Raw genomic sequence first — 12764 nt, forward strand, 5'->3', positions numbered from 1 at the left:
AGTCATGTTCAAACAGTTCACGCGTACCAATCGCGACAAGCCCTCCAACGTCGTCGAACTGGCGCGCCAGCCCACAGCGCCCGTGTCGGTCCTGCCCGAGCCGACCGAGCAGGATTTGGAGCTTACCGCCCGTTTAGAGCTGAAAAGCCATCTTCACGACATCCTGCTCGACCGGCTCAACCTGTCGGTCATTGACCGGGTTCAGCCTGAGGAACTGCGCCGCGAAGTGGCCACTCTTGTTTCACAGGTGCTGAGCGAGGAAGGCCGCCCGATGCGGTCGGAAGATTTCAAACTGCTCGTCGACGAGCTTTTGGACGAAGTGCTCGGGTTTGGACCGCTTGAACCACTGCTGGCGGACCCGACCGTCAACGACATTCTCGTCAACAGCCACCGCAGCGTGTTTGTCGAACGCGCGGGTGTTCTTGAAAAGACCAAGGTCCGGTTTCGTGACGAACGCCATCTTCTCAGGATCATTGACAAGATCGTCAGCCGCGTTGGCCGCCGGGTGGATGAGTCCAACCCCTGGGTCGATGCAAGACTTCCTGATGGCAGTCGCGTGAACGCCATTATCCGTCCCTGCGCCATCGACGGCCCATCGCTGTCGATCCGAAAATTTGCCCAGGATCGTCTGAACCTCGACCGGATGATCGAAATCGGCACGCTAAACGCCGCCGCAGCAGAGCTTCTCAAAGGCCTCGTCCAGGCGCGCCTGAACGTCTTGATTTCCGGTGGCACCGGCTCGGGCAAGACAACAATGCTCAATGCATTGTCCTCCTTCATCAGCGGCAGTGAACGGGTCGTCACGATCGAAGACGCCGCCGAACTGCAACTTCAGCAAGAACACGTGGTGCGGCTGGAAACGCGCCCGGCCAACCCTCAAGGCACCGGTATGGTCGCGCAGCGCGACCTCGTCCGAAACGCTCTGCGGATGCGGCCCGACCGCATCATCGTCGGTGAGGTACGTGGCGCCGAAACCTTCGACATGCTTCAGGCCATGAATACCGGCCACGAAGGTTCCATGACGACGGTCCACGCAAACACGGCACGCGATGCGCTGGGCCGGATCGAACAAATGGTGACGATGATCGGCCTCGATTTCCCTGTCTCGGCGATCCGCAGTCAGATTGCTTCCGGCCTTCATGTCGTCGTCCAGCTCAACCGCCTCAGCGATGGCAGCCGTCGCGTGATCAGTGTCTCGGAAATCACCGGGATGGAGGGCGACAAGATCATGATGCAGGACATCTTCATGTTCCGTCGCCGCGGTCTGGATGAGAATGGCCGGGTTCTGGGAGATTTCATTACCACTGGTATTCGGCCGAAATGCTACGAGCAACTGCGTCAGGCGGGCGTCGATTTGCGTGGCGATCTGTTCCTCAGTGACGGAGCAAGGGCATGATCCAGACTGCAAACTTCGAACTTACGTCCCTCGCCTATGTCGGGGTTTTCGTCGGGGTACTGCTCGCCTTCTCGGGGATTTACCAGATCCTGACACGCAAGGAGACATTGTCTGAAACCCGCAACCGCCGCATGAAAATGATTGCAGCCGGTGCGACGACTGAAGAGATGCTGCGGCTTCTGAAACCCAACACCGATGATTGGAGCCTCAAACACGTCCCCTTGATCGGGACACTACCGTCGGATATCCGCCGTGCCGGTTTGACCACAACACCGTCTCTGTTCCTCACGGTTATGATCGGGTCTTTCGCTGTTATCACGCTTGCTGCATCGACCATGGTTGCTGCCCCGGTCGCCGCTGCATTCGGTTTATTTACAAGCGTCGTGGTTCCGGTCATGTGGCTCCGCATCAAGCGGAAAAAACGAATGGATCAGTTGGTACGACAACTGCCGGAAGCACTTGATCTCATGTCACGCGGACTTCGGGTTGGCCATCCTCTCAACACTACGATTGCATCGGTCGCGAGCGACATGAGAGATCCGATAGCAACCGAATTCGGAATCATGGTGGATCAGATCAGCTTCGGCGATGATCTCGTCGATGCTATGCTGGAATTCGCAGAACGTACGGAGCTGGAAGACACGCGTTACCTCGCCGTTAGCGTTGCGATTCAGCACGGCACCGGTGGTAATCTCGCTGATGTATTGGCAACTCTGTCGAAGGTCATCCGCGACCGGATGTCTATGCGCAAGCGGATACAAGCGATATCTGCAGAAGGACGACTTACCTCATATTTCTTGAATTCCCTTCCGTTTGTCATCTTCGGCGCAATGACCGCCTCGTCACCCGATTACTATCTGGGTGTCAGCGAACATCCGATGTTCCGCACGATTGCCATCCTTGTCGTCGTGCTCATTGTCGCGAATTTCTTCGTCATGCGGCGCCTTGTTAATTTCAGAATCTAGGGGAACTAAGCAAATGCTGGACTCCATTCAGGGGCTTCTTTCCGGTACCGGCGTCACACCGCAAACACTCGTTGTGCTCGGTGTCGGCTTCGGCACGATGCTGATCGTATTTGGACTGACAGGTACGTTCGCTAGCAAGGACCCTGTTCTGCGGCGGATGGAGGAACAACGCCGGAAGCGCGGGTCGTCCGCCGACATGGGCATTCTGCGCCACGCCAACGCCGACCCGAAGGGCTTGATGAAGTCACTTATCCCGGTTGATCGTCAGGAACGCAGTGATATCCAACGGCAACTCGCTCTCGCCGGATTCAATGGTCCACAATCATTACGCAATTTCTACCTGCTACGTCTGACTCTGGCCCTGATCCTGCCGACGGTTTTTTTGGTCATGCTCTGGTCGGCACGAAGCGGGTTTGCCGTCTTGCCAGCAGGCATTGACGAAACGCTCGTCGGCTTCAATCAGCTTCAAATCTTCCAGTTGCTAGTAATACTCGTGGGCGCTGGATTCTTCGGTCCCTTTTACTGGATGAAGTCCCGCGCTGAGGAGCGTCGACGCGCTATAAGCGATAGCTTTCCAAATGCACTTGATCTGATCCAAATTTCCGTTGAGGCTGGGTTGGGTTTCGATGCGGCGATGGTTCGCGTTGCAAACGAGTTGGAGGTTGCCGCCCCGGCCATCTCGGGTGAGTTCCTAACCGCGCAACGGGAGATCCAGGCGGGGAGGAACCGAGGCGATGCAATGTTCGACATGGCTGCCCGGACCGGGGTCGAAGAAGTTCACGCATTCGCCAGTGTGGTCCTGCAATCCATGCAGTTCGGCAGTTCGATTTCCGAAACCTTGATCACGTATGCAACCGAGATGCGACGTGACCGCGAGCTCAAAGCGCAGGAACAGGCGAACAAACTGCCAGTCAAGATGTCCGCAGCAATGGCATCGCTCATGTTGCCCGCATTGCTGATGCTGACGCTCGGACCGGTTGTGATCCGCTACGTCGAGTATTTCGCCAATAAGTAAAATGAACGGTATGTTAATATACCGTTCATTTTCAGTTAATATAACTTTTAATAGAACGACTCATCAATTTTGTTAAGCGCAACAATAGCGGAACTAATTTAATCACTTTCCTCCAGAAACACCCCTGATTTCACTCTTGGGTTGTATTTTTCAGCCCTATAGCTAGGGACTCCGTCAAAAAGTTGACTCCCTTTCGATAGCCATGAAAAATCAATCGTGGAGTAAGGGTACGGGGCAGATTTCCCGGCATCGATTTTTTTTAACGGCTCTTTCCAGCGTCGCGGATTTGGTTCTGCCGACGAGGAATTGGTGATGTCTTCTGGAGGCGACATGACGAGTAATTTTGTACAAAACGGTGAGTTCAGGGCGATTGCGGCCGGATCGTTTGAAACCGGCATTATTGAAGCAATGGCCGAATGGTGCGATGCCCTCCACGGCGGCACCAGCCTGGAAGATGCATTTGCACATCTTGCCATCGGGTTTGGCGCCGAAGCGGCGCTGCTGGTCAGAACGAATATGACGGACTTCCGTCCCACGCGCATCGCTGTTTGGGACAGGCGGAGTGCGAGCACAAGTTCACCTTTGACGTCTTCCTTTGCGGACGGGTGCTTCGGGCGTCCACTTGCCCGACCGCGTCCCGGCTCGATCTGGCTCGCGTCGACTCATGAGGACGATGCCGGCGAGACGCCCGATCCGGCACTTGCCAACTGGCAGGACCGCCGTGGACTGACCGAGTTTGCGGCACTGGTCCTGACCGGTGGTCCGCCGGTTCGCGACCATATTGAACTGCACTTTACAAACCCGGTACCGGGTCCGGTTCAGGCGGCGTTTGCAGCAGTGATGCCGACCATGGCCCGCACATGGGCCAGCCGCCAGGTTGGTTTGGTCGCCCGTACGGCGCTCAGCAACCGCGCACCGCGCGACACCGGGCAGGGCAAGGGACCCGTTGGCGGCTCGGTCCTTGGCATTACCAATCCGGCACGGCTCAGCCGGGCCGAGTTTCGCGTCTGCCTTCTGCTCAGCCGTGGCAGGTCGGTGCTCGGTGTTGCCGAGGAGCTTGCAGTCTCTGAATCCACGATCAGGTCTCATCTGCGCAGCATCTACGCAAAAACCAACACCTCCAACCTCGCGGAACTGGTTTTCCGACTACTTGCCACCACGCAGGATGATGACCTGTCCGACAGAAACTGCGCGTGAGGGATGTCGGGGATGAGCCTGTTGCCGCTTTTCATTCTTTCGCCGCTTCTCATGGCTGTTGTCTGGTCCGACATGCGCTATATGCGCATTCCGAACTGGTTCAGCCTTTCCACCGTCGGGTTCTTTTTGATTATTGCGATAGTCTTTCAGCCGTCAGATCTCTGGCTGCGCATTCTGGTCGCTGGATCGGTCTTTGGGATCGGGTTTGCGGGATTCTGCTTCAACCTTTGGGGAGGTGGTGACGTAAAGTTCTTGTCCGCTCTGATGTTGTTCATCCCGGTCACGACCCTGTCAGTCTTCGGCTACGTCTTTTCCGCCGCACTTCTCTTGGGCATCGTCCTCATTTTGGGATTGCGGCGGGTCCCGGCCCTTGCGGGACAGCACTGGAAAGCAATCTCGGGCAGCACGAAGTTTCCGATGGGCCTGTCCATCGGCATGGCGGGACTCGCTCACCCGCTGGTGGTCATGCTGCTTGGCGTACCGCTGCCGGGCTGAGGATCACAACCCGGCGGCATCCCGCGCGATTGTATCGAGAAGAGCCTCGACTTCATCCATCGGCCCATCAGGGAAGTGACGGTAACCAATCTGAACCGCACCATCGCTATCCGTGACGAAGATGCCATAGGGACAATGGGCGATGTTCATCGGATCGGCTTCCATCACCTTGCGTGACAGCACTGCGGAGCAGAACAGGAACACATCCGCCGCGTCGAATATCTTGACGTCGCTGCCGACATCGGCGCCGGTGCGGGCCAACATCTCGCCCACATGACTCGTATAGTCGATCACCAGCCCCTGACCGATGATCGCGTTTTCGACAGCGAAAGTCGCGTCTTCGAAGCTGCCTTCGAACGGATAGGTGGTCGCCTCCTGCGCGACGGCAGTTCCGCAGCTGAGCGCTATCGCGATCAATGAAGCTTTACCGAGTTTAAGCATGTCAGACCCTCCATGGTTACGCATGGCCTTTTGGGCCAATGCAATTAAGTGGTCGCGCGTTTTAGATCTCTTCCGTGAAACTATACCCTGCCCCGGCCCTTTCGACACGACCGACGCCTCCACCCGGCAGATGAAAGCCGGTGACAACAATGGCTTCATCCGCAAGCCGGCCGAGCAATGCCACCCGGGTCTCGGCCGCCAGTTCACGGTCCTGATCCGATCCGGAAAGCCAGTCTGGGCGTTCAAAGGCGACGTGGTGATTGGCGATGCAATCGCCGAGCACCATCACGGGTGTCGGTGCCGCAATCTCGAATGCGAGGTGGCCGGGTGTATGCCCCGGCGTGAGCCGGGCGACGACGCCGTTCAACGCATCCTCTCCGTCGGCCAATAGCCGTACCCGATCGGCAATCGCTTCAAGCCGCCGCGCTGCGCCAACAGCGAAGGCAGCACGCTCCTCGCCGATGGTTGAGACGGTACCCGGATCTGTCCAGTAGTCGAACTCGGCCTGCCCGATCATGTATTCCGCATTTGCGAAGACCGGTTCGTCGAATTCGTCGAGTACACCCCAAAGATGATCGGGATGGGCATGGGTAAACAGCACATGCGTCACATCATCAGGCGCAACACCGATGGCGTCCATCGCCTCTGAAAGCTTGCCGGCTGAGGCCTGGAAATCCGGCCCGGACCCTACATCGAAGAGCACAGTATTCGTGCCGTCGCGTAAAAGCGTGACGTTGCAGGGCGGCGTCGCCTGATCGGACGACAGCCCGTAACGGCCGAGGATTTCCGTCAACTCACTCTCGGGCATTCCGGAAAACAGGAAACTGCCGGGCAATGTAAGATTTCCGTCCGACAGAGTATCGATGCGGACGTCACCCAATGTCAGTGTACTCGCGGCCCAGACCCGACGTGGGACGAATGGCAGGGCGGCGGCGGAGCCTAGGAAAGTTCTGCGCGTCAGCATGATGATCCTGTTGATTGATTGCGCAGACGCCCCGAACCGGGGCGTCCATCCATATTGCTGGCCTCAGCCGAAGATATCAGCGGTAATCCCGGCATACCAACCAAGGCTTTCCTCATATGTCGCCTTGCGCAGGTCGGCATCCTCACCTGTCTGGCTGACGAAGCTGTCGACGCTGGCGATCTTTTCATCCGTCGCCTCGTAGGAGGCGCCGACCTTGACGCCGTCATCGGTGTCAATCAGCGACCAGCAGGTGTTGGAATACTTGGCCGGGAAGGCCTTCGACCCCGTCAGTTCCGATCGGATATTCATCGCCGCGACCTTGGCCTGAGAATTGGCCGAGAAGCCGGACTTGGGCATGTCACCCTGGGCTGAGGCATCGCCCATCACATAGACATTCGGATCGGCGCGGGTGGCCATGGAATGCGGGTTCACCGGGGCCCAGCCGGTGTCGTCGGTCACACCCGCCGCCGCCGCGATCAAACCAGCCTTCTGCGCCGGAATGACGTTGCAGACATCGACCTTCTCGACCTCTCCGTCGATCACGACCTCCATCGCATTTGGCCGCACCTCGACATTCGCCGCACCGAAATCCGGGCCGATCCGGTCGATCATGCCGGAGTAATGCTTCTGCCAGCCTTCTTCGAACAGGCCCTGCTTGGAGTACTTGTCCTTCGGGTCGACAAGCAGGATTTTTGCCGTCGGGTTACGTTCTTTCAGAACATGGGCGACCATGCTGATCCGCTCATAGGGACCGGGCGGGCAGCGATAGGGGTTGGGCGGGGCCACCATGCAGAAGGTACCGCCTTCCGGCATCGCCTCCACCTGCGCTTTCAGAAGCTGGGTCTGCGGCCCGGCTTTGTAGGCATGGGGCATGATCTCGGCCTTCGACAGGTCCCAGCCGGGGACCGACCCGTCTACAAAGTCGATGCCGGGCGCGATAACGAGCCGGTCATAGGCCAGTGTCTCGCCCCCCTCCAGCGTTACCTTCATGGCGTCGCGGTCAACGCCCGAGGCCATCGCGCGGGCATGGGTGATGCCATACTCGCCGGTCAGCTTGTCATAGCGGTGCGCGAGGCTATCGAAATCGCGGAAGCCGCCGATATAGAGGTTGGAGAAGAAGCAGGTGTAATAGATATCGGCCGGTTCGACGAGCGTCACGTCAATGGCGCCGTCACTGTCCTTGGCGATGTAGCGCGCGCAGGTGGCCCCGCCCGCCCCACCGCCGATGACCACGACGCGCGGCTTGGCCTGGCCAAGCACCGCCGGGGCTGAAAGCACCGCGCCTGAGGCCGCGAGCGTACCGATGAACCCACGTCTGTTCAGCTTCATGTCTCCCTCCCTTTATTCCTCCAGCGTTCCGAAATAGGCGGCAAGCGCCGCGATCTCCTCCTCCGTCAAGCGTCCGGCCATCATCTGCATGACCGGGTGCGGTCTTAACTTTTGCTTGTAAGCGTGCATCGCCAATACGAAATCTTCCTGAGGCCATAGCGTGATGGAGGGGATGCCCTCATCCGCACCGCTTGCCTGATGGCAGGTCTGGCATTCGCTGGCGAGATATTCCCCGAATTCGGGATCGCCCTTCAGCGCCAGCACTTCCGGCGGCAGTTCCGGCAGGGTGCGGCGCGCGGTCGGTTCGGCCTCGGGGATGTCACGCGGCTTGTCGGAGAAGTCGCGCAGGAAGGCCAGAAGGTCGGCGCGCTGGCCTGCGTCTTTCAGCCCACGGTAGGACATACGTGTGCCGGAGGCGAAGGTGCGCGGGTTTTCGATATAGACATCCAGCGTCTCCAGCGTCCAGTACAGCCCGTCGCGCCTGGCACGCTCCAGGCTGCGGGAATAGGGGAACGCCTCGATACTCGCAGCCTTTCGCCCGAAAATGCCGTTCAGTTTCGGCCCGATCGCATCCCTCGCTTCGGGTCCGATCTGGTGGCAACCGGAACACTCGCCCCAAATCTCTGCACCCTTCCCGGCATCGCCGATCTCGGACGCAGACACCTGGGAACCGCCCCACGCCACCAGAAGCGCGAGGCCGAGGGCGAGGTGAATGTCCCCCCGCCCCGCCATCCCTATCCGCCGAACGTGCCGAGGTAAGCGATCACGGCGTCGATCTCCTCGGCCTTCTTCAGGCCCGCGAACGACATCTTGGTGCCCTTCATGTAGCCCTTCGGGTTCGCGAGGAATTCCGCCAGAGCCTCATGGCTCCAGACCAGCCCGCCCTCGGCCGCTGCCTGCATCGGTTTGGAGTATTTGAACCCGTCCACGGCACCGGCAGCTTTGCCGACAATCCCGTTCAGCATGGGGCCGGTAGCATTCTTGGCCCCGTCACCGACCTTGTGGCACGCCTTGCACTTCTTGAAGACCTTCTCGCCCGCCTCGACCAGCGCCGGATCGGCGGCGGCGGTTTCCGTGGCAACCGCTTCCTCGGCAGGTGCGACTTCAGCCGCCGCTTCCTCTGCCGGGGCCGCAACGTCACCCGCTGCCGCGAGTGTCAGGGGCGGCAGGGTTCCGGCGGGCTTGCCGTCGGGGTCCTCGGGCGTGACGTTCAGATCGACGGCGCGTTTGGTGATCTTCAAGTCACCCGCGCAATCCGCCATGCAGGGTTCGCCCGTGAAGAGCGGGTATTCCGCCTCTGCCCGGTCGTCGGGCCGGAAACCGCCCTCATTCGGCAGCCTGACCTCGGTGAAATTCTCTTTCGACAGGACAAAGTCGTCCTCGACCAGCCCGTTGGAATAGAGAATGAAGGCGGTGATTGCATAGGCCTCGTCCGCCGTGACGGTCTGGGCCGCGCCGAAAGGCATCGAGCGGTGGATATAATCCCACACGGTCGAGAGATAGGGCCAGTACGATCCGACCGTCTTGACCGGGCGGCGGTTGGTCAGGCTGTTCTGCCCGCCCGCGAGAACCGGCCAGTTGTCGATCCCCTCGGCAAAGTCGCCGTGGCAGGAGGCGCATTTCTCGGCAAAGACCTCATCGCCGGTGAAGACATCGCCCGAGCCTTCCGGCAGGCCGGTACCGTCCGGTAGGACCGCGACGTCCCATGCCGCCACTTCCTCCGGCAGCGCCGGGCGGCCAAGGCCGGTCTTTTCGGCCATAAGCGGGGTCGCGGCCGTGAGCGCGACGGTGCAGGCGAGGAGTTTAAGCGATTTCGACATTCTCGACCTCCCCGTCGGCGCGGACCCACCATGTCTGGATGGAATTGTTGTGATAGACGTTGTTCAGGCCCCGGATTTCGCGAAGCTGATCCTTTGTCGGCTGGACATATCCCGTCTCATCCATGGCGCGGGATTGCAGCAGCAGTTCCGACCCGTCCCAGTCGATATCCAGATGGAAACGCGTCAGAGCTTTCGGCTTCACGTCGCCTGACAGGCGCGCAGTCTGCCAATTCTTGCCGCCATCCAGCGACACATCCACGCGGTCGATCTTGCCGTGCCCCGACCATGCAAGGCCGGTGATGACCAGCGGCCCCTTGCCGTGGCGGATGGGCGCTTGTGGCGAAGGCGAGGTGATGACGGATTTCGCATCCATCACCCAGGTCCACTTCCGCGCTGAACCATCGGCCATCAGGTCGGTATATTTCGACGTCTCCTCGCGGCTTTCGACGGCCTGATCGTAAACCCCGATGCGGCGCAGCCATTTGACCCACATATTGCCTTCAAAACCCGGCACGACGAGGCGGACCGGATAGCCGTGTTCCTTGCGCAAGGCCTCGCCATTGGCAAAGAAGGCCACCAGAACGTCATCAAGCGCCTTTTCCAAGGGCATTGAGCGGCCATTCGACGAGGCGTCTGCGCCTTCGACATAGACCCACTTGCCTTCGGGCTTGACCCCGGCTTCTTCCAGCAACAGGCGCAAAGGCACGCCGGTATATTCCATGTTGTGGATCATGCCTTGGGTGAACTGGCAGCCCTCAAGCTGCGCCCCGCCCCATTCCATGCCGCCATTGGCCGCGCATTCGCAGAATGCCGTGGTGACAGTGCGGGGGAAACGCATCAGGTCTTCGTAGGTGAAGACCATCGGCGTCTCGACAAGGCCCGAGATCATCAGCCGGTAGTCGGCTTTGGAAAGCTCGATCGCGCCCGAATGGTGCCGCTCAAAGGCGCAGCCCTGCGGGGTGATCGTGCCTTCCAGCGCGTGGATCGGCGTGAAGTTGATCGAGGAAACCGGGCTTTCGGTCAACCATTCGACATTGCGCCGCACAACATGGCTCTCGAACCGGATCGGCGTACCGTAAGGCGCCGCATCCACCGGGTCCCCGAAGGAGGACGCCCAGTCCTGCACCTCTGTGATCAGCGGATCGGCTTCCTGCGCCCGCCCCATTCCCGCTGCCAGTGCACCGGTCGCAAGACCTGCGCCCAGTACAGCCCGGCGGTTCGGGCCTTTCTTTTCGGTCTCAGCCATTGAAACCTCCTGTCGTCTCATACTGCATGTTCATTTCCTGTCCGCGGCCGCGCCTGCCGGTCCCCGTCCGGCAGGCGCGGCCCAAACCCGTGGTGGTGGCCACGTATCTCATGCCCCCGTGACCTGAACGGAAGTGTTGGGATCGACCGTCACGGTCCCCTGTTTTTTGATCCAGCCCTCGACAAGGTCCCAGATCGCCGGACCCTCGGTGCCTTCGTTGACGCTGGCCCAGCCCGCGACGACATAGGTCTTGGCCGGGTCGACCGCCTCGCCGGTTTTCAGCATGGTCATGTTGGTGATGCGCGAACCTTGCGGCTTGGACACATCAATGTGGTAGCCCATGCCCCCCACGCGAACCATGTCGCCGCCCTGTTGGTAATAGGGATCGGGGTTGAAGAGGTTGTCGGCGACGTCCTCAAGGATCGTGTGCAGGGTCTCACCCGTCATCTCGCTGCGGTACGCCGCCGGGTAGGACATGGCGGTCGCGTTGTGCAGATCCTCGCGGGTGATGCTGTCGCCGGGCAGAAGGCTCGGCCCCCAGCGAAAGCCTGGGCTGAGAGCGATATCGGCCTGGTGTTCGTCAATCAACGCGTTGCAGATCAGATCATCCCAGGTGCCGTTGAAGTTGCCGCGGCGGTACAGAAGGCTGTCGGTGGTGCCGAGCACTTCTTCCAGATCGGCCTTGAACGGTTCGCGTTCCGCATCGATCAGGGCGGCCACCTCGGCATCGGGTTCAATCACATCCGAGAAGATCGGGATCAGCTTGTGGCGGAAGCCCATCATCTGGCCGTTCTGAACGTCGAGATCGACGCGGCTGATGAACTTGCCGTTGGACCCCGAAGCGATCAGCAATGTCTGGCCGACCATGACCGGTTCTGGCAGCGCGTCATGGGTGTGGCCGGTCAGGATGACGTCGATCCCCTCCACCTTGCCCGCCATCTTGCGGTCAACATCGAAACCGTTGTGGGACAGGACCACAACCAGATCGGCACCGGCGTCGCGGACCTCCTGCACGACCTCGGCCATGCGCTCCTCGCGCACGCCGAAAGAGAGGTTCGGGAACATCCATTTCGGGTTGGCAATGGGCAGATAGGGGAAGGCCTGTCCGATGACGGCGACCTGCGCGCCGCCGACCTCGAACATCTTGTAAGGCTCATAGGCCGGTTCGTCCCATTCGGCGTCGAAGATATTCGCGCCAAGGAAGGGGAAATCGAGCCCCTCGACGATCTCGGTCACCCGGTCGATGCCCAAAGTGAATTCCCAATGCGAGGTCATCGCGTCGGGCTTCAGCGCGTTCATCACGTTGACCATGTCCTGGCCCTTGGTGCGTTCCGCCGTCAGCGACCCCTGCCAAGTGTCGCCGCCATCGAGGAGCAGCGCATCGGGCCGCGCCGCGCGGATTGCCTTGATCACGGTCTTGCAGCGGTCGAGCCCGCCCATCCTTCCATAGCCCTTGGCCAGCGCCTCGAAATCCGGATAGGTCAGCGCGTAGGCGTGAGGAGAGCCGGTTTCGATGTTGAAAAGCTTCAGAAAATCGGCGCCGGTGACGTGCGGCGGCAGGCCGTTCACTTCCCCCACGCCAAGGTTGATCTCCGGCTCGCGGAACCAGATCGGCTTCATCTGGGCGTGAATGTCGGTGATGTGGATGAGGGTCACGTTGCCGTAATCCTCAAACTCCAGAAGCTTGTCCTGCGTCAGCGCCTGCTGCGCGGCCAGCCGCCCCCAGTTGCCCACGCCCGACGCGCCCCAGAGCGCCGAGGCCGCGACTGTTGCCTGCAAAAAATCCCGCCGGGAAATCATCGCCTGTCTTTCCTTGTCGTTCGGCAATACTCCACCGGTCGCGCAAGACGCGCGTCCGGCCTTTGCCGTAGTGAAAATGGACTAACGAATAGACCG

General features: G+C 60.2%; 12 protein-coding genes. 5 read left to right on the forward strand and 7 right to left on the reverse strand.

What is annotated here, in order from left to right; genetic code table 11:
* The first annotated feature begins 4 nt into the window (after positions 1-4).
* From OEZ71_RS01050 to OEZ71_RS01070, 5 genes are all read left to right on the forward strand, one after another.
* Entirely contained in the window at positions 5-1396 is a 1392-nt protein-coding gene (locus OEZ71_RS01050; protein WP_263738077.1) for a CpaF family protein, read from the forward strand.
* On the forward strand, positions 1393-2361 hold the full coding sequence (locus OEZ71_RS01055; RefSeq protein ID WP_263738078.1) for a type II secretion system F family protein: 969 nt from the start codon (positions 1393-1395) through the stop codon (positions 2359-2361). Before OEZ71_RS01050 ends, OEZ71_RS01055 begins: the two co-directional genes overlap by 4 nt.
* A 13-nt stretch (positions 2362-2374) precedes the next feature.
* Entirely contained in the window at positions 2375-3376 is a 1002-nt protein-coding gene (locus OEZ71_RS01060; RefSeq protein ID WP_263738079.1) for a type II secretion system F family protein, read from the forward strand.
* 330 nt (positions 3377-3706) lie between these two features.
* Positions 3707-4573 carry a helix-turn-helix domain-containing protein gene (locus OEZ71_RS01065; RefSeq protein WP_263738080.1) on the forward strand — a complete coding sequence of 289 codons (867 nt, stop codon included), beginning with the start codon at positions 3707-3709 and terminating at the stop codon, positions 4571-4573.
* Positions 4574-4585: 12 nt separating this feature from the next.
* Complete coding sequence (locus OEZ71_RS01070; protein WP_263738081.1) at positions 4586-5068, forward strand: A24 family peptidase; 483 nt, start codon at positions 4586-4588, stop codon at positions 5066-5068.
* Positions 5069-5071: 3 nt separating this feature from the next.
* Here OEZ71_RS01070 and OEZ71_RS01075 read toward each other — a convergent pair whose 3' ends face one another.
* The 7 genes from OEZ71_RS01075 to soxB form a co-directional block, all read right to left on the reverse strand.
* Positions 5072-5509, reverse strand: a complete 438-nt coding sequence (locus tag OEZ71_RS01075) for a DUF302 domain-containing protein (protein WP_263738082.1) — start codon at positions 5507-5509, stop codon at positions 5072-5074.
* Between the two features lie 61 nt (positions 5510-5570).
* Positions 5571-6476 carry an MBL fold metallo-hydrolase gene (locus OEZ71_RS01080; RefSeq protein WP_263738970.1) on the reverse strand — a complete coding sequence of 302 codons (906 nt, stop codon included), beginning with the start codon at positions 6474-6476 and terminating at the stop codon, positions 5571-5573.
* A 60-nt stretch (positions 6477-6536) separates the two neighbouring features.
* Positions 6537-7802 (reverse strand): NAD(P)/FAD-dependent oxidoreductase, encoded by a 1266-nt coding sequence (locus OEZ71_RS01085; RefSeq protein ID WP_263738083.1) that lies wholly within the window; start codon positions 7800-7802, stop codon positions 6537-6539.
* 12 nt (positions 7803-7814) lie between these two features.
* Entirely contained in the window at positions 7815-8534 is a 720-nt protein-coding gene (locus OEZ71_RS01090; protein ID WP_263738084.1) for a c-type cytochrome, read from the reverse strand.
* Positions 8535-8536: 2 nt separating this feature from the next.
* Positions 8537-9622, reverse strand: a complete 1086-nt coding sequence (locus tag OEZ71_RS01095) for a c-type cytochrome (protein WP_263738085.1) — start codon at positions 9620-9622, stop codon at positions 8537-8539.
* On the reverse strand, positions 9606-10868 hold the full coding sequence (gene soxC / locus OEZ71_RS01100; RefSeq protein WP_263738086.1) for a sulfite dehydrogenase: 1263 nt from the start codon (positions 10866-10868) through the stop codon (positions 9606-9608). The genes OEZ71_RS01095 and soxC overlap by 17 nt, the downstream gene beginning before the upstream one ends.
* Positions 10869-10976: 108 nt before the next feature.
* A complete protein-coding gene (gene soxB, locus OEZ71_RS01105; RefSeq protein ID WP_263738087.1) occupies positions 10977-12668 on the reverse strand; it encodes a thiosulfohydrolase SoxB in 1692 nt (563 codons plus the stop codon).
* Positions 12669-12764: the final 96 nt, after the last annotated feature.

Origin of the sequence: Albidovulum litorale (genome assembly GCF_025751495.1) — a bacterium.
GTDB lineage: Bacteria > Pseudomonadota > Alphaproteobacteria > Rhodobacterales > Rhodobacteraceae > Albidovulum > Albidovulum litorale.